The sequence below is a fragment of the Vibrio nitrifigilis genome, assembly GCF_015686695.1.
Classification (GTDB): Bacteria; Pseudomonadota; Gammaproteobacteria; order Enterobacterales; family Vibrionaceae; genus Vibrio; species Vibrio nitrifigilis.
Map to the genome: position 1 here is coordinate 2,909,519 of NZ_JADPMR010000001.1, position 25,528 is coordinate 2,935,046.

21 protein-coding genes and 1 tRNA gene are annotated in these 25,528 nt (G+C 44.8%); 17 read left to right on the top strand and 5 right to left on the bottom strand.

Going from position 1 to position 25,528, the window contains the following annotated elements:
- From I1A42_RS13005 to hypB, 16 genes are all read left to right on the top strand, one after another.
- Entirely contained in the window at window positions 1–1,587 is a 1,587-nt protein-coding gene (locus tag I1A42_RS13005; RefSeq protein ID WP_230389385.1) for a hydrogenase 4 subunit F, read from the top strand.
- Window positions 1,588–1,601: 14 nt separating this feature from the next.
- A complete protein-coding gene (locus I1A42_RS13010; RefSeq protein WP_196123689.1) occupies window positions 1,602–3,344 on the top strand; it encodes a hydrogenase large subunit in 1,743 nt (580 codons plus the stop codon).
- A 9-nt stretch (window positions 3,345–3,353) separates the two neighbouring features.
- A complete protein-coding gene (locus I1A42_RS13015) occupies window positions 3,354–3,950 on the top strand; it encodes a formate hydrogenlyase complex iron-sulfur subunit (protein ID WP_196123690.1) in 597 nt (198 codons plus the stop codon).
- Window positions 3,947–4,762 (top strand): NADH-quinone oxidoreductase subunit B family protein, encoded by an 816-nt coding sequence (locus I1A42_RS13020; protein ID WP_196123691.1) that lies wholly within the window; start codon window positions 3,947–3,949, stop codon window positions 4,760–4,762. Before I1A42_RS13015 ends, I1A42_RS13020 begins: the two co-directional genes overlap by 4 nt.
- Complete coding sequence (locus I1A42_RS13025; protein WP_161153951.1) at window positions 4,749–5,180, top strand: formate hydrogenlyase maturation HycH family protein; 432 nt, start codon at window positions 4,749–4,751, stop codon at window positions 5,178–5,180. Before I1A42_RS13020 ends, I1A42_RS13025 begins: the two co-directional genes overlap by 14 nt.
- Window positions 5,180–5,638, top strand: a complete 459-nt coding sequence (hycI, locus tag I1A42_RS13030) for a hydrogenase maturation peptidase HycI (protein WP_161153950.1) — start codon at window positions 5,180–5,182, stop codon at window positions 5,636–5,638. The genes I1A42_RS13025 and hycI overlap by 1 nt, the downstream gene beginning before the upstream one ends.
- A gap of 232 nt (window positions 5,639–5,870) precedes the next feature.
- Window positions 5,871–6,419, top strand: a complete 549-nt coding sequence (locus I1A42_RS13035) for a 4Fe-4S binding protein (RefSeq protein ID WP_196123692.1) — start codon at window positions 5,871–5,873, stop codon at window positions 6,417–6,419.
- 15 nt (window positions 6,420–6,434) lie between these two features.
- The gene (fdhF, locus tag I1A42_RS13040) at window positions 6,435–8,579 is read left to right on the top strand and encodes a formate dehydrogenase subunit alpha (RefSeq protein WP_196123693.1); all 2,145 of its coding nucleotides are present in this window, start codon (window positions 6,435–6,437) and stop codon (window positions 8,577–8,579) included.
- 87 nt (window positions 8,580–8,666) lie between these two features.
- Window positions 8,667–10,712, top strand: coding sequence for a sigma 54-interacting transcriptional regulator (locus I1A42_RS13045; protein ID WP_196123694.1), 2,046 nt, complete (start codon window positions 8,667–8,669; stop codon window positions 10,710–10,712).
- Between the two features lie 18 nt (window positions 10,713–10,730).
- Complete coding sequence (gene fdhD, locus I1A42_RS13050; protein WP_196123695.1) at window positions 10,731–11,561, top strand: formate dehydrogenase accessory sulfurtransferase FdhD; 831 nt, start codon at window positions 10,731–10,733, stop codon at window positions 11,559–11,561.
- 360 nt (window positions 11,562–11,921) lie between these two features.
- The gene (hypF, locus tag I1A42_RS13055; RefSeq protein ID WP_196123696.1) at window positions 11,922–14,351 is read left to right on the top strand and encodes a carbamoyltransferase HypF; all 2,430 of its coding nucleotides are present in this window, start codon (window positions 11,922–11,924) and stop codon (window positions 14,349–14,351) included.
- A gap of 27 nt (window positions 14,352–14,378) precedes the next feature.
- The gene (locus tag I1A42_RS13060; protein ID WP_196123697.1) at window positions 14,379–14,633 is read left to right on the top strand and encodes a HypC/HybG/HupF family hydrogenase formation chaperone; all 255 of its coding nucleotides are present in this window, start codon (window positions 14,379–14,381) and stop codon (window positions 14,631–14,633) included.
- Complete coding sequence (gene hypD, locus I1A42_RS13065; RefSeq protein ID WP_196123698.1) at window positions 14,630–15,763, top strand: hydrogenase formation protein HypD; 1,134 nt, start codon at window positions 14,630–14,632, stop codon at window positions 15,761–15,763. The genes I1A42_RS13060 and hypD overlap by 4 nt, the downstream gene beginning before the upstream one ends.
- Window positions 15,760–16,758 carry a hydrogenase expression/formation protein HypE gene (gene hypE / locus I1A42_RS13070; protein ID WP_196123699.1) on the top strand — a complete coding sequence of 333 codons (999 nt, stop codon included), beginning with the start codon at window positions 15,760–15,762 and terminating at the stop codon, window positions 16,756–16,758. Before hypD ends, hypE begins: the two co-directional genes overlap by 4 nt.
- A 9-nt stretch (window positions 16,759–16,767) precedes the next feature.
- Window positions 16,768–17,109, top strand: a complete 342-nt coding sequence (hypA, locus tag I1A42_RS13075) for a hydrogenase maturation nickel metallochaperone HypA (protein WP_196123700.1) — start codon at window positions 16,768–16,770, stop codon at window positions 17,107–17,109.
- Window positions 17,110–18,189, top strand: coding sequence for a hydrogenase nickel incorporation protein HypB (hypB, locus tag I1A42_RS13080; RefSeq protein WP_196123701.1), 1,080 nt, complete (start codon window positions 17,110–17,112; stop codon window positions 18,187–18,189).
- Window positions 18,190–18,269: 80 nt separating this feature from the next.
- On the opposite strand, the gene I1A42_RS13085 is transcribed toward hypB, so the two are convergent.
- The 4 genes from I1A42_RS13085 to I1A42_RS13100 all read right to left on the bottom strand — a co-directional run bounded on the left by I1A42_RS13085 (window position 18,270) and on the right by I1A42_RS13100 (window position 24,342).
- The gene (locus tag I1A42_RS13085; RefSeq protein WP_196123702.1) at window positions 18,270–20,024 is read right to left on the bottom strand and encodes a lysophospholipid acyltransferase family protein; all 1,755 of its coding nucleotides are present in this window, start codon (window positions 20,022–20,024) and stop codon (window positions 18,270–18,272) included.
- 145 nt (window positions 20,025–20,169) lie between these two features.
- Window positions 20,170–21,561: an NAD-dependent succinate-semialdehyde dehydrogenase gene (locus I1A42_RS13090; RefSeq protein WP_196123703.1), complete on the bottom strand. Its 1,392-nt coding sequence runs from the start codon at window positions 21,559–21,561 to the stop codon at window positions 20,170–20,172.
- Between the two features lie 432 nt (window positions 21,562–21,993).
- On the bottom strand, window positions 21,994–23,460 hold the full coding sequence (locus I1A42_RS13095) for a leucyl aminopeptidase (protein ID WP_196123704.1): 1,467 nt from the start codon (window positions 23,458–23,460) through the stop codon (window positions 21,994–21,996).
- Window positions 23,461–23,694: 234 nt separating this feature from the next.
- A complete protein-coding gene (locus I1A42_RS13100; protein WP_196123705.1) occupies window positions 23,695–24,342 on the bottom strand; it encodes a glutathione S-transferase family protein in 648 nt (215 codons plus the stop codon).
- Between the two features lie 111 nt (window positions 24,343–24,453).
- Here I1A42_RS13100 and I1A42_RS13105 point away from each other — a divergent pair, with 111 nt between their 5' ends.
- Entirely contained in the window at window positions 24,454–25,302 is an 849-nt protein-coding gene (locus I1A42_RS13105; RefSeq protein WP_196123706.1) for a LysR family transcriptional regulator, read from the top strand.
- Between the two features lie 60 nt (window positions 25,303–25,362).
- Here I1A42_RS13105 and I1A42_RS13110 read toward each other — a convergent pair.
- Window positions 25,363–25,438: transfer RNA gene (locus tag I1A42_RS13110), tRNA-Ile, on the bottom strand.
- Window positions 25,439–25,528: the final 90 nt, after the last annotated feature.

The following is a 25,528-nucleotide window of genomic DNA, read 5'->3' on the forward strand; positions in this document are numbered from 1 at the left end:
ATGATGTCTATAAGTACTATTTATCCCTACCTGCTGGGCATTCCGTTGTTTGTTGCTGCGGTAAGTCTGGTTTGTGCTTGTTTAAAAGGGGAGTTTCAGAAGCTGTCATCGTTGATGCACTGTGTGAGTGTGGTTGCGACGTTTGTAATGAGCTGGATGGTCACAATACAAGTCTTTGAACACGGTGCATTAGAAAGTGCAGGTCACTGGTTGATCTTAGATAGCTTGTCTGCGCTATTTATGGCCGTGCTTGGATTAGTGGCGCTCATTACAGGATTGCACTCACTGGGTTATATCGGTAACGAGTTCAAAAATGGTGAGCTAAGCAGTCGTCAGGTGTCTCTGTATTACGGCCTGTTCAACCTGTTTTTAGCCACTATGTTGATCGCCTTGACGGCAAACAACATCATCATGATGTGGGTTGCCATTGAAGCCACCACCATTAGTTCAGTGTTCTTGGTCGGTATTTACTATCAACGCTCATCGCTTGAAGCTGCATGGAAATACATCATGCTGTGTAGTGTTGGGGTGGCGTTTGGCTTGTTCGGTACAGTGATTACTTACTCTAATGCTGTGGCGGTATTTACTGATCCTTCACAAGCGATTTTTTGGACCGCTATTCGCGATAATGCCGCGCAATTTGATCCCCGTTTAATTCAAATTGGTTTCATCTTTATCATCATTGGTTTTGGCACCAAAGTGGGCTTATTTCCGATGCACACTTGGTTGCCAGACGCGCACTCAGAAGCGCCAAGTCCTGTTTCTGGATTACTCTCTGCTGGCTTATTAAATTGTGCTTTATTGGTGATTCTGCGTCACTTAGTTGTCGCTCAAGAGGTTTTGGGTCATGGGTATACCCAAGCTCTAATGCTGGGTTTTGGCCTGTTATCTGTAGCGGTGGCTGCCTTCTTTATTCTGGTGCAAAAAGACATAAAACGTCTGTTGGCTTATTCCAGTGTGGAAAACATGGGCTTGATTACATTTGCGATTGGCTTGGGGCCTTTGGGTGTTTTCGCTGCGATGCTGCACGTGATTAACCACAGCTTAGGTAAAACTCTGATGTTCTGCGGCGCGGGTAATGTGATGTTGAAATACGGCACTCGTGATATGAGCATTATTAAAGGGGTTGTGCGTGTCGCACCTTGGACTGGTGTCTTATTTGGTGCTGGTGCTTTAGCGTTAGCTGGCGTGCCACCTTTTAACTTATTTGTGAGCGAATTCCTGATCGTCTGCTCTGCGCTATATGCTCAGCATCCTGCTCTAATCATTATCTTATTGCTGTTATTAACGCTCGTGTTAGCTGGACTCGCTCGCTTAGTTGCCGCTTGTGTGCTGGGCAAAGCACCGGAAGGCGTTGATAAAGGCGAAGTGAATGTGATGACCGTCGTCCCACTTGTCGTCATGATGGGCTTAATGGTGCTTATGGGCACTCATATCCCTGAAGTAGTATTACACGGCGTCAATCAAGCGGCTCAAGTTATCTCACATCAAGACTTCTCCACTGTTTTACAACAACTGCATTTGCCATTTCAGTCAGCGAGCGCGCTGACTCAAACTACCGATGCTGCCACTCACCTAGTTCAATAAAGAGAGAATGTTGAATGGATATGAAAACTCAAACTTACTCGCAACGTCAGATCGGTAAACAGTACGTTGATGGGGTACGTCATTTATTCCCTTCTGCCATTCTTGAAGAAGAGTGGCAGGCTGATAACCAAGTTACCATTACGGTAAAAATGACCTCTTTAGTCGAAGTCATGAAATGGCTTTACTACGATCAAGGTGGTTGGTTATCGGTCAGCTTTGGTAACGATGAACGCAGCCTAAACGGCCATTTTGCTGTTTATCATGCGCTTTCTATGGAAGGCGAAGTGAAAAGCTGGGTTGTGGTTAAAGTGCTGGCGGATGCCAATACGGAAGAATTTATTTCTATCACGCCACACATTCCTGCTGCAGTTTGGGGGGAGCGTGAAGTACGCGATATGTTCGGATTGCGCCCTGTGGGCTTACCGGATGAGCGTCGTTTGGTGCTACCCGATGATTGGCCTGATGATCTTCATCCTTTACGTAAAGATGCGATGGATCATCGTCAGCGTCCAGAACCTACGACTGATACAGAGAATTACCCATTCCTCAATGAATTAGGTGATGAATCTAACCGTATTGTTCCTATTGGACCGCTGCACATCACTTCTGATGAACCGGGACACTTCCGTTTATTCGTTGATGGTGAAGACATTGTCGATGCGGATTACCGTATGTTCTATGTTCACCGCGGAATGGAAAAACTGGCCGAAACCCGTATGGGCTATAACGAGATTGGTTTCCTCGCTGACCGTGTGTGCGGCATTTGTGGTTTTACTCATAGTGTAGGTTATAACAACTCCGTTGAAACGGCTCTGCAAATCGAAGTGCCGGAACGTGCCAAGATGATTCGTACGGTATTACTTGAAGTGGAACGTCTGCACAGTCACCTATTGAATATTGGTTTATCGAGCCACTTCGTCGGTTTTGACTCAGGTTTCATGCAGTTCTTCCGCGTGCGTGAAAAAACCATGGAACTGGCTGAGCTATTAACAGGTGCTCGTAAAACTTACGGAATGAATCTGATTGGCGGTGTGCGCCGCGATATTTTAAAAGAGCAGCGCCAAAAAGGCATTGCCTTGATTCGTGAAGCGCGCAAAACCTTCAGTGAATTAGTCGATATGCTTTTGGCCACGCCAAACATTGATAGCCGCTTATGTGGCGTTGGTGTGTTAGCAAAAGACATCGCGCGCGATTTTAGTCCTGTTGGTCCAATGATTCGAGGCAGCGGCTTTGCGCGTGATGCGCGCATCGTGCATGGCGCTCACCTAGAAGCGTATTCACAAGTGCCAATTGAATTGCAGCACATTGATACTGGCGACGTACAAGCGCGTGTTCTTGTGCGTATTCGTGAAGTATTTGATGCGATGAACATCGTTGAGTTTGGTTTAGATCACTTGCCGGCTGGGGCAATTCTAACCGAAGGGTTTGACTACGTTCCGCATAAATTTGCCTTGGGGTATACCGAAGCACCTCGCGGTGAAAACGTGCACTGGAGTATGACTGGCGATAACCAAAAAGTGTTCCGTTGGCGTTGTCGTGCGGCGACTTACGCGAACTGGCCAACACTTCGTTATATGTTGCGTGGTAATACCGTGGCCGATGCGCCATTGATCATCGGTAGTCTTGACCCTTGTTATTCTTGTACTGACCGCGTCACCATCGTGGATACGAAGAAAAAACGCAGCCAGACCATTCCATACAAAGCCATTGAGCAATATAGCGTGAATCGTAAAAACTCACCGCTCAAAGCATGGTAAGGGGGCGTTATGATTAAGTTACTCAAAACCATTCTTAAAGCAGGGGATGTTACTGAAAAATATCCCTTTGCTCCGCTGGAAGTCTCTTCTGATTTTCGTGGTAAACCCGAGCTGAATGCGAGTCAGTGTATCTCTTGTGGTGCGTGCACACGCGCCTGTCCTGCTAATGCATTGATCATGGAAACCAATGAACTTAAAGGTACTCGCCGTTGGGAGCTATCTTTGGCTCGGTGTATTTACTGTGGTCGTTGCGAAGAGGTGTGCCCAACTCATGCGATTGAGCTAACGCCAAACTTTGAATTGGCTGTCACCAAGAAAGAAGATTTGTATGAAAGTGCAGAATTCAAATTGGCAACGTGTTCATGTTGTGGCAAGCCTTTTGTCGCGCAAAAACTATTGGATTACACCATGGCTACTCTAGAGCAATCTGGTTTAACGGGTGAGCATCTTGAGATGCGTCGTCAGCAATTAGCAACCTGCCCAGAATGTCGTCGTAAAGCCAATATGCTCGATGGTGAAAACATTACCCACCAACGTTTTATAAAAACACCTGTGCAACAAATGCAGGCAGTTGCTCAATCTGAGTCTGAGAAGGAGGAAGCATGAAAGGTATAAAACAGCTTTCTGGTTCCAACCATACTGAAACTGTTCCAGTTCCTGTCTCGCCTCAACACGAGAAATTAAAAGAAGTTCTACTTAAGCAAATTAAACGTTCTGCCTATGTTTATCGTGTTGACTGCGGTGGTTGCAACGGCTGCGAAATTGAAATTTTTGCAGCGACCACTCCGGTTTACGATACCGAACGTTTTGGTATTAAAGTGGTGGCATCCCCTCGTCATGCCGACATCTTGTTGTTCACTGGCGCAGTCACCCGTGCTATGCGTGCTCCTGCGTTACGCGCTTATGAAGCTGCTCCAGATCCTAAAATTGTGGTCTCTTACGGCGCATGTGGTTGCGATGGCGGTATCTTCCACGACCTTTACTGTGTGTGGGGGGGAACAGACAAGATAGTGCCCGTTGATGTCTATATTCCTGGTTGCCCTCCAACACCTGCTGCGACTATTTACGGTTTTGCGGTTGCCTTGGGTTTGCTTGAGCAAAAAATGCACAGTAAAGAACATCAAGCAGATAAAGAGCCAGCGACACTTCGCCACACCGGAATTCCGACCGATATTCGGGTGATGGTTGAACGTGAAGCTCGCGTGTTAGCTGGATACCGCGCAGGTAAACGTATTGCCAATGAATTGCTGGATGTACTGGTTACATGCGACTCCAGCAATGTTGACCAGAACGTTAAAGCCTATTTAGAGAAAAACGATGATCCACGGTTAACTGAGATTGTGAATACCTTGATGCGTGAAGTGATGAATCAAATCACTGGCGGTCAACCACAAGGAGCTTGCCATGGATGTCGCTGAGTCTCGCCATTTAAAAGGCAGCGTCTATTTCTATCGCTTAACTCGCAAATTTATCGATGAAAAAGACAACATTCCCCAAGATGCTAAGCAAGTCATGTATTACAGCTTAGCGATTGGTCACCACCTTGGCATCGTTGATTGCTTGAGTGCAGCGATGGTCTGTACTGGGCCTGAATACTTGGAATGGATTTCTGCTTTAGACACGGAGAGTGAAGCGTATCGCAAGATGAAAGGCTTTTTGATGTTTGGTGAAATCACCATTTATCCCGAACATATCAATATGCTGGCACTGGCGTTCGATGCCATTGATGCGAATGCACAAAGTGTGAAAAGTCGTGAGCTGACAGTCGGATTTATTGAAGTACTCACGGCAATCTATAACGAACCAACCATGTATTTGATGATTCGAGGTGGGTAATGAGTCAACAAATTTTATTAACGGTCGGTAATTACATGATGGGGGACGATGCGGCCGGTCCTCTACTTGCCAAAATGTGCAAAGAAAACCCACTTGATGAGTGGGAAGTGTTGGATGGCGGAACAATGCCAGAAGATGTTTTGCACTTAATCCGTAAAGCCCAACCGCACCGAATTGTCATCGTCGATGCGGCTGACTTTGGAGAAGAAGTCGGTGAAATTCGGGTGATTGAACAAGAAACCAGTGCCGATATGTTTTTGGTTTCTACCCACAGTTTACCGCTTAATTTTCTTATCAATGAGCTAAAGACCTTCGTACCTGAAGTCACTTTTCTTGGTATTCAGCCAGAGATGGTTGGCTTTTCCTACCCAATGAATCCGTTGGTCAAGCAAGCTGTTGAGCAGATCTATCATGCCCTTCCTAGTTGGGAAGGTGATGGTGGGTATGCTCACTGCTAGATAAGACTTCTCGTCACTAGTGTCACTGTTTTCGTCACTAGTGTCGAGTGACGGGGAGTTTTGTCGTGATGACAACAATGAATAACGATATTAATCGTGAGCTTTGTCTTTAAGTAATTATAAAACAGTAACTTATGTTAACCATAAAGTTATTAATAACATTGGCACGTCTCGTGCTTAATAGCCATCAGAGTTTTATAACTCTGGTGTACCGACACTAGAAGGATATCGCATGAATCGTTTTGTCTTTGCAGACGCCACTAAATGTATTGGTTGTCGAACTTGTGAAGTAGCATGCGCGATTTCTCACCAAGAAGGATGTACAGGCACATTGCAAAGTACCGAGGGCTTTCAACCTCGTTTGCAATTGGTGAAAAATGCACAGGTAACCACTCCTGTCATGTGTCGTCAATGTGACGACGCCCCTTGTGCTCAAGTCTGTCCTAACAATGCCATCGTTCATGAAGATGGATTCGTTAAGGTGATTCAATCTCGCTGTATTGGTTGTAAAACCTGTGCTGTTGCTTGCCCATTTGGCGCAATGGCGGTCGTTACCACTATGGTGGAAGAAAATAACGGCCATGCTGCTTTGTTTAGCCGTAAAGTGCCTAAATCACAGGCTGTTAAATGTGATTTATGTTCTCACCGTGAAAACGGACCGGCTTGTGTAGAAGTTTGCCCAACTGGTGCTATCAGTCTGATTAATTCTGATGAACTTCAACAAACCAGCCAGCAAAAACGTGAAGAAGCTGCAACTCGTGCAGCTGGTATTACTGTCTGATTGAAGAAGGTTGATATGAAAAAATCCATCGTAGTTTGCCCATACTGTGGTACTGGCTGCAAACTGAATCTACTTGTGGAGAACGACAAGGTTGTTGGTGCTGAACCGGCTATGGGCCGCACTAACGAAGGCAACCTATGTCTTAAAGGTTATTATGGTTGGGATTTCTTAAATGATACTAACCTACTGACTCCACGTCTAAAACACCCAATGATCCGCCGTACACGTGATTCAAAATTAGAAGCGGTATCTTGGGATGAAGCGTTAGATTTTGCTGTTGAGCGTCTAACGGCGATTAAAGAAAAATATGGCGCCGATTCTATCATGACCACTGGTTCTGCTCGTGGTCCAGGTAACGAAGCAAACTATGTGATGCAAAAATTTGCTCGTGCTGTCATCGGTACTAACAACGTCGACCACTGTGCGCGTGTTTGTCACGCTCCATCGGTATCAGGCTTAGAATCCACCGTAGGTAACGGTGCGATGAGTAACTCAATCAATGAAATTGCAGAATCTAAATGTCTGTTGTTCTTTGGTTATAACGTTGCGGATTCTCACCCTGTTATCGCTCGCCAAGTGTTTAAAGCAAAAGCAAACGGTGCGAAAGTGATCGTTTGTGACCCGCGTAAAATTGAGTCTGTACGTATCGCCGATCAATGGGTTCCATTGAAAAACGGTTCAAACATGGCTGTGGTTAACGCAATTGCTTACACCTTGATTGACGAAAACTTGTATGACGTTGATTACGTTCAACGTTACACAGAAGAGTTTGAAGAATTCAAAAAAATCGTCATGAACTACCGCCCAGAAGAAGTGGAACACATTACTGGTGTTCGCGGCGAAGAAATTCGCCAAGCAGCGCGTACTTATGCTGCGGCTTCTGAATCTATGATTCTATGGGGTATGGGTGTGACTCAATTTGGTCAAGCAGTGGACGTGGTTCGTGGTTTGGCTGGCCTTGCAATGATGACGGGTAACTTTGGTCGTCGCGGTGTGGGCGTAGGTCCGGTACGTGGTCAAAACAACGTACAAGGGACTTGTGATATGGGGATGCTTCCTCATCAATATCCTGGTTACCAAGCGGTAACTGATGATGCAATTCGTGAAAAATTCGAACAAGCATGGGGTGTGAAACTGTCTCACAAACCGGGCTACCGCATTACTGAAGTGGGTCATAAAGTGGCTGAAGGCGTATGTAAGGCTTACTACATCTTTGGTGAAGACCCTGCACAAACAGAAGCTGACTTGAACGCAATGCGTAAGACATTGAGCGATCTCGAACTGGTGATTGTGCAAGACATCTTCATGACTAAGACTGCAGAACGTGCCGACATCGTGTTCCCATCAACCAGTTGGGGTGAACATGAAGGGGTGTACTCAAGTGCTGACCGCGGTTTCCAACGCTTCTATAAAGCAGTGACTCCGCCACCCGATGTGAAACCTGACTGGGAAATCTTCAGCTTGTTGGCGACTCGTATGGGTTACCCAATGCATTACAACAATACTGAAGAAATCTGGGATGAAATGCGTCATCTAGCACCTCTTTATGAAGGTGCAACCTACGAAAAAATGGCTGGCCTTAAAGGCGTGCAATGGCCATGTGTGGATGAAGAAGACCCAGGTACTCCATACCTATTTAAAGGCAATAAATTCTCTATGCCTTCTGGCAAAGGTAAATTTATTGGCGCGGAATGGCGTCCACCAGTAGAACAACCCGATGCGGATTACCCATTGGTATTGTCGACCGTACGTGAAGTGGGTCACTACTCTTGCCGTTCTATGACAGGTAACTGTACTGCATTAACCACCTTGGCTGATGAACCTGGATTTGCGCAAATTCACCCTGATGATGCGGCTAAGTACGGCATTAAAGATCAACAGTTGATCTGGGTGTCTTCTCGCCGTGGTAAAGTCATTACTCGTGCTAACGTGAACCCTCGTGTGAACCAAGGCGCAATCTACATGACTTATCAATGGTGGATTGGTGCTTGTAATGAGCTGACTATCGAACGCGTTGACCCAATTTCTAGTACGCCAGAATACAAATACTGTGCGGTGAAAGTGGAAGCGATCGCAGACGCAGCTTGGGCTGAAAATTACGTGAAAACGGAATACAGCGAGATGAAAGCGCGCTTAAGATCACATGTTGAACAGGCATAAATAAGTTCATAGTGAGTTAAGATCAAAAAAGGTTCTTTATGCATGCGGTATTATACGTGCAACTAAAGAGCCTTTTTTATTGTAGCCATGAATCAAACAGCCCAAGAATTAATGATTTTCTCCAAGGCGATGCTATCGATTAATGATACTGCCGACTTGTTGAAATTTTTAAATAGTGAAGAGTGTGCATTCTTACAAGTAGAAAAGATCAATATTATATTACGCTGCGGTCAATCTGATGAGTCGGTACTTTATTATGTTGATGATCAAGAAAAAGTGCACCGTGAAGCGTTTTATCATCAGGAATACGATATATACAGTATGCCTTATGATGATGGTATTTATAATTTAGATGGTGTGAGTTTCTATTATTCTCATCCTTATTTTACCGAACATCCCGCCTACGAAAATATTCATCATTACTGCAAAGTACCTTTAAAATCGACCAATCAGCAAATTGGTTTCATTGAATTCATTAATCCTCAAGTGGATGAATTGGAGGATGGTGAACGTCAGTTTCGTCTCCAAAACAGCATGATCGTGTCGTTTGTCACTCATGTTTTGGATCACGAATTAGCATCGAACATGACTCAACAGCTGAGTAATGAACGGGATAACTACCATATTCTGGTTGATGTTACGAATGCGGTGATCAGCCAAAGTAATAAAGAGATGTTGCTCAGTTCTCTTCAGCAGTGTTTGTTCCAGCATTTTTCTATTACAGATGTAGCCCTGATTGACATTAATCAGGGGCTTTATACACAGAATACCGGGCGAATGGTTGATGGCAAAGTGTATCAACAGAGCCACTTTTTTAATGATGATTCGGTATTTCAAGCTGCGGTTAACCATAATGAAATAGTCTATTTAGACCATAAAAAGCTAGCGTATTTGAGTGATCAAAAAAACACGCTTCAGTTTGCCGATGACATCACTAAAATTATCATCATGCCGCTGATTTTTAGGCGGATGAAAGTAGGTTATATCGCTTACATGATGCGTGATGATAAGCAGATGCCAAGTATGGATATTGATACGTTACAACAAGTGGCAGCGCGTGTTGCGTTAGCCATGCACAGTGTTAATGTTCATGAAGCTCACAGCAAAATGATGCCTAAAGGTCAATATGAGTCGATTGATGAAAGTTATGATAACCATCTGATATTTGATGATATTATTAGTCAAAGTGAGTCGATGAACCGTGTGTTAGACCAAGTAGCGATGGTGGCTGATTGCGACAGTACGGTGATGATCCTTGGTGAAACAGGGACTGGTAAAGAGTTGATTGCTCGTGCGATACATAAGATGAGTCGCCGTAGCCAAAAACGCATGGTGAAAATGAACTGTGCAGCGGTGCCTGAAGGTTTGTTTGAAAGTGAATTATTTGGCCATGAAAAAGGGGCATTTACTGGGGCAGTGAGCAGTCGTGTCGGACGCTTTGAGCAAGCCAATAATGGGACACTGTTTCTCGATGAAGTAGGGGATATGCCCCTCTCTCTGCAACCTAAGTTATTACGTGCACTGCAAGAAAATGAGATTGAACGGGTAGGGCGTAATCAACTTATCCCAGTTGATGTGCGTATTGTTGTTGCAACCAATGCCAACTTACTGGAAATGGTTGAAGAGAAAACATTCCGCAGTGATCTCTATTATCGTATGAATATTTTTCCAATCATTATTCCTCCTCTCAGGGAGCGGCCTGAAGATATTCCACTATTGGTGAAACATTTTACCCGTGTGATTTCGAAAAAAATGGGTAAGAATATCACCGCCGTTGCTAATAATTCGATGCGGGCGTTAAGTGCTTTTGATTGGCCTGGTAATGTTAGACAATTACGAAACTTTATAGAGCGCTCGGTCATCTTAACTCGTGGGGATGTGTTGAATGTTCCCGTGGAAGAGCTCGTGAGTTTAGGACTTGAACTTGACGATAGCGACGATGAAAAGCCAACCGTTCCTGTGGCTGCAGCAGATATGGATCGCGATGTGGTGATCCAAACATTGCGTGATTGCAATGGTATTGTAGCTGGGGCTCGGGGCGCTGCGGCCAAGTTAGGATTAAAGCGAACTACGTTGCTGTCTCGCATGCAGAAAATGGGTATTAGCAGCAAAGATTATTTACCAGAAGTGTAACCCGCTAAGGAAAACAGCATGAGTGTTGAGTTGTCTCCCGTCGATTTCCCAGCTTACAAGATCAAGCCAATGATCCGTTATCAACAGGGGAATGATGGGCAGCAAGAAGAAGACGCCCTGATTCAAGAAACGCCAGTGGCGATTGAGTTTAATGGTGTTGCGTACACTGTCATGATGTGTACGCCGATGGATCTAGAAGAATTCGCGGTTGGATTTGCTTTGACTGAAGGGATTATCGATCAGCTCAAAGATGTTCATGATGTTGATATTGAACAGCAAGACAATGGTATTACCGTTAACGTGCGAATTGCTAATCGTTGCGTTGATCGCTTGCAACAAAAGCGCCGTTCACTCGCCGGTATGACAGGGTGTGGCATTTGCGGTACAGAAAAACTCGATTCGGTATGCCGTTATAGTCAACCTCTACCTACCGCAACGTCTTTTGATATCGAAAATTTGCAGTACGCTTTAGACAACTTACATGCTCATCAAGTGTTAAATCAGGTGACAGGTTCATCTCACGCCGCGGCCTATTTGTCTGCTGAAGGGGAGATAGAGGCAATATTTGAAGATGTTGGTCGCCATATTGCGTTAGATAAGTTAGTGGGATGGGTTTTGCGTCAGCAAAAATCGCAAGGAGCCATACTGGTAACCAGTCGAGCCAGCTTTGAAATGGTACAAAAAGTGGTTGCAAGTGGGGTGCAGTTCCTTTTTGCTGTATCAGCTGCAACCAATATGGCGGTGGAAATGGCGGATCAGCTGAATCTTACTTTATGTGGTTATTGTCGACGTGGTCGTGCCAATATTTATACACACCCTGAAAGACTCAAATTTCCAAGTGAAAAATAATACGTTGATGCAATGTAAATTTTCATTATATGCAGTTATCCCTCAGTCACTTATTAATTAGTTATTTTTAATAATACATATGGATAATAACTGCATTTTTTAGATCTAAATATAATAAAAACAAGCACGAAAAAAATGTTTGCCATGTGCTTGATTTGGGTCAATTAACAGAACTGTATATTCCCACTCTCTTCGATAAAATAGGCGTCAGTTAAATATTTATAACTGGTTGGTTTTATTTTTCTTCACGATATTTAATTAATTTTAATATTCATTGTTTGCATTAGGTGGATATTAGTTTTAGACGTTAATTATGTCGATTATCAATAAAATATGCTGGTGTAACTTGGAGCACTAATTATGCTATCCCGCCGTTTAATTCATATCACTGGAGTGGTTCAAGGGGTTGGGTATCGACCTTTTATTTATCAGTTAGCCACCCAGTATGAATTGGCAGGATCGGTGTGTAATGACACGGCTGGCGTGCAAATTGATGTGCAAGGTCAGTGGGAAAACATCGATGCTTTTATTGATCAGGTACAGAAGAAAACACCGCCTTTATCCCGAGTTGATCGTATCAGTATTAAAGAGCATCAGCTTCATGCGGTGAGTGAGTTTTCGATCGTCACGAGTGACAGACAGCATGATGTGATGGTTAGTGTGGCACCTGATCAGGCCATGTGCCCTGATTGTTATCGAGAGTTACATGATCCCACTTCGCCCTATTACCGTTATCCGTTTATCAACTGCACAAATTGTGGTCCACGTTTTACGATCATCAAACAGCTGCCCTATGATCGTGAATTTACCTCGATGGCAAACTTCGCTTTATGCCCAACGTGCGAAAGCGCTTATCACGATCCAAACGATCGTCGTTACCATGCTCAGCCAGTCAGTTGTGATCATTGTGGTCCACATCTGTCATGGTTCTATTCTGCGGAAGATTTAGAACCCGCTCAGATAAAAGAGCATGCGTTGCAAGAGGCGGTAAGTTGTTTAGCCAAAGGCGGCGTGATTGCGCTAAAGGGCATAGGTGGTTTTCATCTTGCTTGCGACGCCACCAATGAGTTAGCGGTACAACGGTTACGTCAATTAAAGCATCGCCAGCGTAAACCGTTAGCCATCATGGCGACTGATTTACAGACTGCGCAGCAATTGGTCGTGGGAGAGTCGGCGGAGTGGCAGGTATTACAGTCACAAGCAGCTCCCATTGTACTGATGCGTCGGCGCGACGATGGGCTTAGTCTTGGGCAGTCGGTTGCGCCCAATATGGCTTTTTTAGGGGTGATGTTGCCTTATTCACCTTTGCACGTGTTGTTAATGGAAGCGTTGGCTGATTTGGGTGTACGGGCGTTAGTCATGACCAGTGCCAATGTTTCAGGCGTGCCACTGGCGACACAACGTGACGAGATTGCTCAGCAATTTGGCGGTCAACTCGATGGTGTTCTCGATCATAACCGAAAGATTGTGAATGCTTGTGATGACAGTGTGGTGCATTTAGCAGCTGGGGAAATACGAGTATTACGTATGGCGCGAGGGTTTGCACCCTATAGCCAGGCTTGTGATGGCATTCAAATGCCAATTATCGCAGTCGGCGCGCAGCAAAAGTCGAGTGTAGCGTTTGCCCTGCCCGAACAGTGGATGCTCTCTCCTTATATCGGCGATATTGACAATATTGATACGCAAAGCCGTTTTATCACCATGAGTGAGTATTTTCCTCACCTCTATCAAACTCAGCCTAAGCAATGGATCAGTGATTGTCATCCTGGTTATTTCTCTACTCAATTTGCGACAGAACAAAACGAATCAGTGATTTCACTGCAGCATCACTACGCCCACCTTCTTTCAGTGATGGCTGAACATCAATATACCAAGTCCATCTTAGGCTTCGCTTTTGATGGTACTGGCTGGGGAGAAGATGAAACCGTATGGGGTGGGGAAGTGATGGTTGCTGATATCGATGGTTACCAACGTATTGCTCAGTTAAAACCTTTTCGTTTGATAGGACGTGAACAAGCCATTCATCAACCCGCACGAATTCTTTACGCCATGCTGCTGGAACATCTGTCTATCGAACAAATTAGAGCGCTCGATTTAGCCATTTTTAAGTCGTGGAGCCCTGACTATTTCGACAACTTATATCGGTTGTGGGGCAGTGAAAAACATTCCCCTTATACCAGTTCGATTGGGCGTTTATTTGATGGTATCGCTGCATTGCTTGAATTGGTGTCGACGCCCGATTTCGAAGGGGAAAGTGGCTTAATGATGGAGCAGCTTGCTGGGCTTTTAGATCATAGGTGTCCAAATGATCCTAAAGCTGTACATGAGTGCTGTGATTTAAATGAAAATCTCATTAAATCAATGAATAATGAGTGTTTGGATCATGATGTTCTAAATGCTAGTAAAGCTGAACATAACGAAAAAGGTGAACCATTCTGTCTGCCTTGGAATGAACAGAATCAGTTAGATTGGTGGCCAATGTTAGAGGTGCTGATTCAGGATAAAACTCAGCATGATAAAGGGTGGCAGAGTCAAGTCAGTGCGGGGTTCATTGACGCCTTAGCGCATGCCATCGTGGTAAAAAGTCAGCAATACCTTGAGCTGCCTGTTGTGCTTTCTGGCGGTGTATTTCAAAACCGCCGTTTATTAAATGCGGTGGCTCAGGATTTTACGCAACAGGGTCGGCAGTGGATGAGTGGAAAAGTTATCCCAGTGAATGATGGCGGTATTGCAGCCGGCCAGCTCTGGTATGGCATTCATCACCAGACTCAAACCGATAGAGCGAACTGAGCTCTGTCATCAACAAGAGAAAAGATTATGTGTTTATGTATTCCATCCTGTGTGGTCAGTGTTGATGTAGATAACGCTACGGCCAAGGTTGAAACGTTAGGCGTAATACGAGAAGTCAGTATTAGTTTGATAGAAGAGCCTGTCATCGTTGGTGAACACCTGTTGATACATGTTGGCTTTGCTATCAGCAAAATTAATCAACAGGAAGCAGAAGAGAACCTAAAGATGTACCAGTCTTTGCTCAATGAAATGGAGCAAGATCATATGCAGGTTATGTTATGAGTTTGAGCAGCCAATTGTATGATGGGTATCGTCAACCTGAGGTGGTGAAAGCGTTAGCGGACAAGATCGCGCTAAAAGCCCAAACACTCACCAAGCCTCTCTATATCATGGAAGTGTGTGGTGGCCATACTCATACAATAATGAAGTATGGTTTGAAGCAGTTATTACCCGACAATTTGCACTTTGTGCATGGTCCGGGCTGCCCAGTATGCGTGATGCCTAAAGAGCGAATTGATCAAGCGATTGCGTTAGCCATGACCGAGGATGTGATTTTGGTTTGCCTTGGCGACATGATTCGGGTTCCGGGGTCTCAATTATCACTGGCTCAATGTCGCGCTAAAGGGGGCCGAGTCGAACCGGTATATGATCCGATGGATGCACTGCAGATTGCGGCGCAGAATCCAGATAAAAAAGTGGTGTTTTTTGCGATTGGATTTGAAACCACGACGCCAATGACTGCTGTGCTGGTGGATATGGCGGAAAAACGCGGCTTAGATAATCTCTATTTTCATATTAACCATGTTCTTGTGCCACCAGCTATGCAAGTGGTTATGGCTGACAAAGAAACCCCTATCAACGCGTTCATTGGCCCTTCGCATGTGAGCGCAATTACTGGCGCAAAAATCTACCAGCCGATTGTTGATGAGCATCATATCCCTATTGTGGTCGCCGGGTTTGAGCCTGTTGATGTGTTGGAATCTGTTTTGATGTTGGTCGAACAAGCGGCCGAGCGTGAACATCGTTTGGATATTCAATACAAACGTGTGGTTTCTATGGCAGGGAACATGGCTGCCCAAAAGCTCATCGATAAAATCTTTACTGTGCGAGAAAGCTTTAATTGGCGTGGGTTAGGTCCTATTCCTCATTCTGCTCTTCGTCTGCAAGATCGTTACGCTCATCGCGATGCAGAAATTGAATTCAAGGCTATTTTACCGACTCATGCTGTTGCTGATCATAAAGCGTGTCGTTGCGGAGATATTTTACGTGGCTTAGCGACACCTGCTGATTGCAGAGTATTCGGGAAAGGATGTACTCCAACTCGCCCAATGGGGAGTTGTATGGTCAGTTCAGAAGGGGCGTGTAACGCCTATTATCGCTATGCGGGAATAATGGAGGAAAGCTTGTCATGAGTCGCCCACAACAGGTTCAACTTAGCCACGGCGGTGGCGGACGTGAGATGAATGATTTCATCCATAACCTTTTCTTTCGTCGGTTTGAAAACCCATTATTAAAAGCGGAAGATGCGGCCACTTTCACTTTGAATGGACCAGTAGCGATGACAACCGATAGCTTTACGGTTGAACCGCTATTCTTTGCTGGTGGCAATATTGGTTCTTTGGCTATCGCAGGAACTACCAATGATTTGGCCATGGTTGCCGCTCAACCCAAATATCTCACCTGTAGCTTCATTCTTGAAGAAGGTTTTCCATTTAGCGACTTAGAGCGCATTGTCGATACGATGGCTAAGGAAATCGTGCCAACCGGTGCGCAAATTGTATGTGGTGACACGAAAGTTGTGCCGAAAGGGTGCGCTGATAAGGTGTTTATTAATACCACGGGTATCGGTGAAATTGTGCTACCGAATGTCTCAGCGAGCCAGTTGCAGCCTACGGATGTTTTATTGGTTTCTCGCGATATTGGTCGTCATGGCGCTTGTGTATTAGCGGCACGTGAATCTTTGCGTTTAGAGAGTGAGATTGAAAGTGATTGTGCAGCTTTATGGCCAATTGTGAACACTTTACTGAACAAGGGGATTACGCCACGAGCAATGCGTGACGCCACTCGAGGCGGTTTGTCGGCGGTACTTAACGAATGGTGCCAAAGCTCGAACGTGCAAATGCGTTTAGATGAGCAAGCCATTCCTGTAGATACTGCGGTCAAAGGGGTGTGTGAGCTGTTTGGCTTTGAACCTTATGATCTAGCCAATGAAGGTACCTTTATTCTCGCGGTTCCTGCTCAGCAAGCGCAAGATGCCTTGTCTGTGTTGCTGGTCTTTCAATCGCAGGCTGCGATCATCGGTGAAGTCACCCAAGGTTCTCCAGCTAAGCCTATCTTGTGTAGTCCTTGGGGAAGTAAGCGCTATTTGGATTTTCCTGTCGGCGAATTGTTACCAAGAATTTGTTAGGAGCACCTGATGCACGAATTATCCATGAGCATTAAAACGGTTGATATCGTGGTTGAGCAAGCCAAGTTACACCATGTCAGCAAGGTCACCGGATTAACGTTAAGTATTGGCGCTCTCTCTTGTATAGAACCCGATGCGTTGCGCACCGGTATTGAATTTGCCAGTCGAGATACTGTGGCAGAAGGGGCGAGATTGATGATTGAAACCATTGCTGCCAGTGGTACCTGCTTGGATTGTGGCACCCATGTGGATATTCGTAGCCATATGGATGCTTGCCCAAAATGTCAGAGCTATAACTTGCGTATTGAAACGGGTGAAGAACTTCAGATTAAAAACATTGAGGTAGAATAAATGTGTACTGTTTGCGGCTGTGGTGACAGCCATATTGAAGGTCACCAGCATGAACACGATCATGCCCATCCACATGTTCACGAGCACCATCATGGACATGATCACCACCACGATGCGGAACACGCATCAACTCAATCTGTGGTCATTCACCATCACTATTATCACCATGGTGATGTACATCATCATGTGCATTATCACATCGAGGGCTCTGCTGGCTCAGAACCTCACTCACATGATCACAGTCATAGCCATCCCCATCCCCATCCCCATGATCACTCTCATCAACATCCCCACGATCATGAACATGAGCATGCTCATCGTCATCATGAAAGTGACGGCGTGGTTGCGAGTAATGGCGATCTACATTTTGGTCAAGGTGAAGCCCAGACTCATGTTGCAGGGGTTTCACAGAAACAGTTGATCAGTATTGAGCAAGATATTTTAGGTAAGAATAATCAAGTTGCTGAGCATAATCGTCAGCATTTTATCGCCCAGAATCAGTTAGCTCTGAATTTAATGTCTAGTCCTGGTTCAGGTAAAACAACGCTTCTTACTGAAACGATCGAGCAGATCAAGAACCAAATCGGTTGTGCGGTGATCGAAGGCGATCAGCAAACCAGTAATGATGCGGATCGGATCCGTGCGACACAAGTGCCTGCTATTCAAGTGAATACGGGAAAAGGGTGTCACTTAGACGCCGATATGATCCACCAAGCGTACCATCAATTAGGAGACTTAGAGCAGGGGGTACTGTTTATTGAAAACGTTGGTAATCTGGTTTGCCCTGCAAGTTTTGACTTGGGTGAGTTTTCGAAGGTGGTGATCCTATCGGTGACTGAAGGAGCGGATAAGCCGTTGAAATACCCAAATATGTTTGCCGCCTCTAACCTAATGATCATTAATAAAATCGATCTCTTGCCTTATGTCGATTTCGATATTGATGAATGCATTGCGAATGCGAAAAAGATCAATCCAACTATTCAAATCCTAAAGCTTTCTGCTCGTACGGGAGAGGGGATGGAAGCATGGACCAGTTGGTTGATTGAACAACAACAGCGTGTGTCTCTTGTTGCTGCGTAACAGGCGTTGTTGGAGAGAATAGAAAGAATAAACGGCTACTTTGAGTAGCCGTTTATCTTGTTCAAGAGAGTAAGCTGAGGCTATTTGTGTCGAGTTAAATATTCGCCAGCTTGCTCACACCCCATGTATCGTCCCAATGTTCTTTTTGGAACATGACGCAGATCTACAACGATTAAGCCATCAAGAGCGTCATTAAAGTCAGGGTCAACGTTAAAGCTGACCAGTTTGCCATTCAAGCCAAGATATTGCCTTAACAGTACCGGTACGCCTTTCCCTTCATCAATACGAGCAATAACACGACTAAGAAGCTGCAAGTCGGCTAACGAAGTCAGTAAGCTAGAGTTCCACTGTGCTTGACCTGTAGTAGGGAGTGGGTTTGTTGCTGAGACAAAATCAGCTTGTGTATTATCGTAGTAATGCAGTGTCATGGTATCGGCTAATAAACGCCGAGCCTGCTCACTGTAATCATTACTGATACTCACAGGGCCAAAAAGGTGGGTATATTCCGGATGTCGATAGACATATGTAGCAATACCTTTCCATAACAAGAGTAGTGGAGCCATCGATTTTTGGTAGTGATGGTCAACAACAGAGCGTCCCATCTCTATCGCTTTACCCATGTTATCCATAAACTGCCGATCATAATGAAATAGCGTACTTGAATAGAGACTATCGATATCCCGATGAGCAAGCAGTTGATCGACTAACCCAAGCCGATAGGCACCGACTAATTGCTGTTGTTCATGATCCCAGATGAAAAGGTGTAGGTAGTCACGATCAAACTCATCGATATCAACGGCGAGGCCCGTGCCTTCTCCTACTAAACGAAAATTCTCTTCTCTAATGCGACCAATCTCCAACAGGATGGACGGAATTTTGTCTGCTGTCGTGCAGTACACATCGAAATCGTTGTGGCTAAGTAGCTTATCGTCTGTTGGTAGGTGATTGAGATCGTGGAGAAGATCGGCAAGTGGTAGGCGAGGAGCAATAGGCGCTAAGGTCGTATCACCGCTGGTTTTATTACGTTTTTCACTGGATACCTGTTGTAGAAGATAGGTATTAAGACGCAGATAATTCACCATTTGTTCATCGCAAAGGTGGTGAACCTCTTTATAGTGAATGGCTTCGCCAATTGAGATTTGAATACGGGATTGTGTTTTGTTGAGCAGTTCTCGGCCGAGCATTAGAGTGCGTAGCAGCGGGTGGATTTTTCCAGCCATATAGAAACGTTTCGAGTTATGGCCATCAATGTAAACAGGTACTGTGGTCGCTTTGTGTTTTTTCACTAAGCGGCTCACTGATTGACTCCATTCTTTATCTTCTAAACGGCGCTGTTTGTGATCAACTAATTGGGAGACTTCTCCTGCTGGGAAGATTAACAGCAGTCCACCTTGATCCAAGTGCTTGTGTGCTCGGCGCATTGCCATCAGATTCGCTTTCGCCGCTTTTGGCCCTTCAAACACATCAACACCGATGAATAGCTCATCTAATTCCGGTACAGTTTTTAGGTAGTGGTTAGCGAGAATTTGCACATCTGAGCGTTTCTCTAGCAATAACTCCGCTAGGATAACCCCTTCGACACAACCTAACGGATGATTTGCTACCACAACGGTCGCGCCACTTTCTGGTACGTGGTTAATCGATCCGCGAATGACTTGGTAATCAATATTGAGTACTTCTAGAGTAAAGCGCAGGAACTCTCTCGTATTACAACCCGCAGGGCGTTGAGCGTAAAATTTATCGAGCTGACTTAGGCCTGTCGCCCATTCAGCAAAATGTTCACCAAGACCAAAAGGTGTTTTCCTTGGCAGTTTAAACGGGCTAGTTGATAGCATATTAACAACCTCACACTATGGGTGATATTGAGGCTTATGCTAGAGAGCGTCTATGTCAGTAAGGCTGCAGATTGGTGAGGATTTGGTGGCGATTTAATGACAAAATGATGAAGGGCATAATGTATGCCCTTCAATTTATTGAGATTTAGAAAGGTGCGTCGATATCAACGATATTAATTAATTTGTGGTTCACAAATTCTTTAATCCCTAAATCGATCAGTTCACGGCCGAAACCAGAATTGCGTACCCCACCAAATGGTAAGTCAGCTTTTACCATTGTTGGGTGGTTTACAAACATCATGCCGGTTGAAACCTGTTGTGCGACTCGTTCACCGCGTTTTTCATCAGCAGTGAAAACAGAACCACCTAAACCAAATGGTGAATCGTTAGCGATTGCAATGGCATCCGCTTCGTCTTTAGCGCGCAGAATCATGGAAACTGGGCCAAAGAATTCCCAGTAATACGCTGGGTTGTCAGGTGTGACATTGGTCAAGATAGTCGGTTGAACAAAGGCACCATTAGCTGGCACTTTAGTGCCTACTTCTGTTGCGGTTGCTCCATGTTTGACTGCTTCGGCGATTTTTTCTTTCACTTCATCAGCTGCGCCTTGTGAAGAGAGTGGTGCTAACGTTGTGGTTGGGTCCATTGGATCACCCGCTTTGAGAGCAGCAACGCCCTCAGTGTATTGAGTCAAGAATTCATCATAAACATTATCTTGAATGATCATGCGTTTAGATGACACACATACCTGACCACCATTCCAGTGACGACCAAACACAGCCCATTTTACGGTTTTATCCATTTCAGCGTCATCGAGTACGATGAAGGCATCTGCACCGCCCAGCTCAAGTGTTGATTTCTTCATTGCTTTGCCTGCTTGAGAAGAGACAATGGCACCTGCGCCTTCAGAACCTGTGAGTGCCACACCGCAAACACGTGGATCGTTAATGATGGTTTCTACTTGGTGACGAGTTGCGTAGAGATTTTGAAATGCACCATTTGGTAGGCCAGCTTCAAGCATGATATCCACAAAAGCGGCAGCAGATTGTGGTACATTTGAAGCGTGTTTTAGTAATAAGGTATTACCTGCTGATAACTGCGGCGCAAGGATACGAGCAATTTGATAGAACGGAAAATTCCATGGTTCGATTGCAAGCAACACACCAAGAGGATCGTGGACAACTCTTGCTTTACCTTCTGCTGGATCGGCAACTGGAAGCTCTACCGGCGCAAGTAATGTCTCTGCATTTTTTACATAGTATTCCATGATTTGCGCAGACAATTCGACTTCTGCTTCTGCTTCACCAATAATTTTACCCATCTCTAAGGTAAGAATTTCTGCATATTGGCGTTTGTTCTTACGCAGGATATCTGCGGCTTTTTGTAGAACATCAGCACGGTGAGTGAAGGAGGTTTCTTTCCAACCAAGGAAAGCTTCATGGGCAGCCGCTAGAGAATGTTGCACTTCTTCATCAGTGGCATCCGGAAAAGTTTTGATTAGTTCCCCAGTGTATGGGTTGGTTGTAGAGTAACTCATTGATAATTCCTTTTGACGTCTTTACTTATTGTTAGACTTTTGGGTCACGGTAAATGGAGTCGTGCTGCTACGCAGTGTCGACTGTTAGTGCTCTGTCACAAGTTGTTCTTATCGATTGAGTATTTGTTTTAGCAGATAAGCTGATAGTGAATACTGCAGGAATAAGAGCGGCATCAGGTTGGACTGACGGTGACTTATAGTTCGGGCAATCACGGTGTATCGTGGCCACATTAGTTATATTCGTACGGTTTAAAAAGGGTATGGCACCCGATTAAAAACCATACGGTTACAGTTGTTATAAAATATCCAAATAGAGTTTACAACCCTTTAACAGTATTAAATTTTGTGCGTATTGTTGTATATTATTGAACACAATAAAAAAGCAGCTATAAAAGCTGCTTTATCAGTATGAAATGTTGATAACTCAATTAGTTATGCTTCGAATTGCTCTTTAACTAAGCGATCAAGAAGACGAACGCCGAAGCCTGTCGCACCTTTTGGCTTATTTGGTAGACCTTCTCCAGTCCACGCTGTACCTGCAATATCGATGTGTACCCAAGGTGTTTCATTTTCAATAAAACGGTATAGGAACTGAGCAGCGACGCTCGAACCACCGATACGCAATTTATTGCCATTGTTACGCATGTCAGCGATTTCGCTTTTGAGTAAGCGATCAAATTGGCCACCCATAGGTAAACGCCATACAGGTTCTTGTTCTGTTTCACCCGCCGCGGTGATTTGCGCACTTAACGCATCATCATTTGAGAAGATACCTGCAATTTCTTCACCAAGAGCAATTAGCACTGCACCTGTTAGTGTTGCAAGATCAAACATCGCCTTAGGTTTAAAAGTTCGTTGGGTATACGTCATTAAATCACACAATACGAGGCGACCTTCGGCATCGGTGTTCATTACTTCGATGGTTTGGCCCGACATACTGGTCACAACATCACTTGGGCGTTGTGCTTTATCACTTGGCATGTTTTCAACTAAACCGAGTACACCGATAGCGTTGACGTTGGCTTGGCGTTTCGCCAGTGCCACCATTAAACCAGTAACCGTAGCAGCGCCGCCCATGTCTTCTTTCATGGTGTTCATCGAAGAGTTAGGTTTAAGAGAAAGACCGCCGCTGTCGAAAGTGACCCCTTTACCTAAGAAAGCCACAGGAGCCTCATCGTTATTCGCACCGTTATATTTCAAAATCACCATTAGGCTCTCATGCATAGATCCTTGGCCTACACCAAGTAGAGCGCCCATGCCGAGTTCAGCCATTTGCTGACTATTAACGACATCAATCTCTAGTCCGTAGGGAGCGAGTTTTTGGCAAAACTCAGCAAAAGACTCAGGATAAACGACGTTAGCAGGCTCCCAAACAAGATCACGAGTAATCGTAATCCCTTCAGCAACGGCTTCTAATGGTGCGTAAAGAGCTTGTGCTTGTTCTGGATTCGTAGTGAGGAGGTGAGCTTCTGTGAGTAGATATTTAGCCTGAAGCTCATTACGAGTGCGGTATTTATCAAAACGGTAGTTAGACAGTTGCAGGCCATAAGCGAACTGTGCGGCTTGTTGCTCTTGCTCAGCCAAAACCGTGATAGTCGTTAGTTGGTAAGTCTCGATTTGTTTTACCAATGCATCTGCGGCATGTTGAATATCAATATCACTACCATTACCTGTACCTAAAATGACAATGCGGTTCAGTTCACTATTGGCAGGAGCAACGATATTGATCAGGCTATTTTTTTTACCTGAAAATTGTTCTACCTGAATCGCTCTAGTTAATGCGCCTTGAGTTTTTTCATCCAGTTGTTTGGCATACTCAGAAAGAGGCGCATTGTCATTGACAAGAACAACAAGTGTTCCCGAATTGGGTAAAGCGATTGAGGAAAAATGAATCTTCATCTGTGAGGTATCCTTACGTAATTATTGTGTCAGTATCAAATGGAAAGCGCTGTCGGTAAACCGAAATATCACGCTATTGATACTTTTATAACAAAAAGAACCAGAACACGGTTCTGATTCTTTTGATTCATTAGGGTAAGGGATGAGAGATCGCTTCGCAACCTCATTCAATGATGCCCAATGGCATGATAAGAAGGAATAAATAAGTCTTATCACGCCGTGGAACGAAGCGATTTAAACCGGTGTACCCACTTCATCTTCATCAACAATATCGGTTTCGATACTGGCTTCTTGCAACCAACGTTGGATTTCCGGGCTATTAAGCACTTTTTGTTGATATTGCTTGGCGGGAGCTGAAAGCTTGATGCCATAAGTGACAAAGCGCAGGGCAACAGGGGCAAACATAGCATCGGCAATAGACCAATCACCGAACAACCAGCCTTCTGGGTATTGCTCCATCTGTTGTGACCATAATTGCTCGATACGTGCGATATCTTTTTGCGCGGCTTCACTGAGAATGACCTCACGACGAGCTCGGCAGTTCATGGGCATTTCATTGCGTAGTGCAACAAATCCTGAATGCATTTCACAGCTAACCGCTCGAGCATGGGCTTTTTCGTTCGCTGATGCAGGCCACGCTTTACCTGCTAAGTAGGTCTCGTTGATATACTCCAAAATTGCCAGAGACTCCCATACTGCAATCTTTCCATCGACAAGCGCCGGAACTTTAGATGTCGGAGTAATATCACCTAAGGTATCGTAGAACTCGGGAGTGAATAGTGAGAGTTTCTTACATTCAAAATCAAGATCGTAATGTGCAAAGATAATCCATGCTCGAAGTGACCACGTCGAATAATTTTGGTTTGCGATATAAAGTTGCATAACATAACTCCTTGTCCTTTGGTTATGAGTTAGCATAGGGAAGAGTTTTGATGCTGACTAACGGATAGTATTGATAACAACTATTAATAAAAACGATGGGTGATCGAATACATGGATATTGATTCTTTACGTAGCTTTCTCGCCTTTGTCGAAACAGGCAGTTTTACTCGAGCTGCGAAGCAGATTTGCCGCACCCAATCAGCATTTAGCGTACAGATGCGCAAACTAGAAGAAGAAGTGGGCAGTGAATTATTTGTTCGTGATGGGCGTAACCTTGCTCTTAGTGAAGCTGGCATTAATCTGATCAATTACGCCAGTGATTTAATTGAACGTCATGACAGTGCGTTAGCGGACTTAAAAAAATATAAAAATAAACAGCCACTGCGTTTGGGGTGTCCAGAAGATTACAATGACAAGGTGCTACCTAAGGTTATTGAGTCTCTGATGATGGCAAAGCCTGCATGTTCTATTCAGATCTTCAATGAGCCTAGCTCAGTGCTTCGCAGTTGGCTGGATAACGGGAAACTGGATGCTGCGATAGTCACGCGTCACTCTAATAGTGAAGAAGGGTATTGGATTACCAGCGATCAAGGTGTGTGGATTGGTGCAAACCCTGATTCAGGCAAGTACGGAGACGTACTTTCGCTCGCCTTATTTCAATCGGATTGTCGTTATCACGCAGCTGCGATTGATGGACTAAACAAGCGTGGTATTCCGTTTCGTTTGATTGCCTGTAGTAATACCTCATCGGCGCAAAGAGCCATTGTTCGTCAAGGCTTAGCCATAGGTGCTATGGGGCGACTGAGTGTGACGGATGATTTAACGATTCTGTCTGACCTACCCGTATTACCTGCCGTGGATGTTGTGCTATTAGTAGGTGCGCGTGCTCATCCACTTCTACCCAGACGGTTTTTAACGTCGCTCAGCGAGTTATTTACCAGTGAGCCTTCAATCGCTTAATAGTCTAAAAGCTAGAAACGAAAAAAGCCTGATGAGTTTCCTCATCAGGCTTTCGTAATTTGGTGGCCCCTCGCAGACTTGAACTGCGGACCAATCGATTATGAGTCGACTGCTCTAACCACTGAGCTAAGGGGCCAAACTGGTGAATGATTATAGGGGATGGGATGGGGCGTGTCTAGATGCTATAGGGGTCATTTGCGCTTAGTTTTTATTCACTTAGAACGAC

Coding starts and splice junctions, on each gene's coding strand:
- I1A42_RS13005 (WP_230389385.1), top strand. CDS start 1: ATGATGTCTATAAGTACTATTTATCCCTACCTGCTGGGCATTCCGTTG.
- I1A42_RS13010 (WP_196123689.1), top strand. CDS start 1,602: ATGGATATGAAAACTCAAACTTACTCGCAACGTCAGATCGGTAAACAG.
- I1A42_RS13015 (WP_196123690.1), top strand. CDS start 3,354: ATGATTAAGTTACTCAAAACCATTCTTAAAGCAGGGGATGTTACTGAA.
- I1A42_RS13020 (WP_196123691.1), top strand. CDS start 3,947: ATGAAAGGTATAAAACAGCTTTCTGGTTCCAACCATACTGAAACTGTT.
- I1A42_RS13025 (WP_161153951.1), top strand. CDS start 4,749: ATGGATGTCGCTGAGTCTCGCCATTTAAAAGGCAGCGTCTATTTCTAT.
- hycI (WP_161153950.1), top strand. CDS start 5,180: ATGAGTCAACAAATTTTATTAACGGTCGGTAATTACATGATGGGGGAC.
- I1A42_RS13035 (WP_196123692.1), top strand. CDS start 5,871: ATGAATCGTTTTGTCTTTGCAGACGCCACTAAATGTATTGGTTGTCGA.
- fdhF (WP_196123693.1), top strand. CDS start 6,435: ATGAAAAAATCCATCGTAGTTTGCCCATACTGTGGTACTGGCTGCAAA.
- I1A42_RS13045 (WP_196123694.1), top strand. CDS start 8,667: ATGAATCAAACAGCCCAAGAATTAATGATTTTCTCCAAGGCGATGCTA.
- fdhD (WP_196123695.1), top strand. CDS start 10,731: ATGAGTGTTGAGTTGTCTCCCGTCGATTTCCCAGCTTACAAGATCAAG.
- hypF (WP_196123696.1), top strand. CDS start 11,922: ATGCTATCCCGCCGTTTAATTCATATCACTGGAGTGGTTCAAGGGGTT.
- I1A42_RS13060 (WP_196123697.1), top strand. CDS start 14,379: ATGTGTTTATGTATTCCATCCTGTGTGGTCAGTGTTGATGTAGATAAC.
- hypD (WP_196123698.1), top strand. CDS start 14,630: ATGAGTTTGAGCAGCCAATTGTATGATGGGTATCGTCAACCTGAGGTG.
- hypE (WP_196123699.1), top strand. CDS start 15,760: ATGAGTCGCCCACAACAGGTTCAACTTAGCCACGGCGGTGGCGGACGT.
- hypA (WP_196123700.1), top strand. CDS start 16,768: ATGCACGAATTATCCATGAGCATTAAAACGGTTGATATCGTGGTTGAG.
- hypB (WP_196123701.1), top strand. CDS start 17,110: ATGTGTACTGTTTGCGGCTGTGGTGACAGCCATATTGAAGGTCACCAG.
- I1A42_RS13085 (WP_196123702.1), bottom strand. CDS start 20,024: ATGCTATCAACTAGCCCGTTTAAACTGCCAAGGAAAACACCTTTTGGT.
- I1A42_RS13090 (WP_196123703.1), bottom strand. CDS start 21,561: ATGAGTTACTCTACAACCAACCCATACACTGGGGAACTAATCAAAACT.
- I1A42_RS13095 (WP_196123704.1), bottom strand. CDS start 23,460: ATGAAGATTCATTTTTCCTCAATCGCTTTACCCAATTCGGGAACACTT.
- I1A42_RS13100 (WP_196123705.1), bottom strand. CDS start 24,342: ATGCAACTTTATATCGCAAACCAAAATTATTCGACGTGGTCACTTCGA.
- I1A42_RS13105 (WP_196123706.1), top strand. CDS start 24,454: ATGGATATTGATTCTTTACGTAGCTTTCTCGCCTTTGTCGAAACAGGC.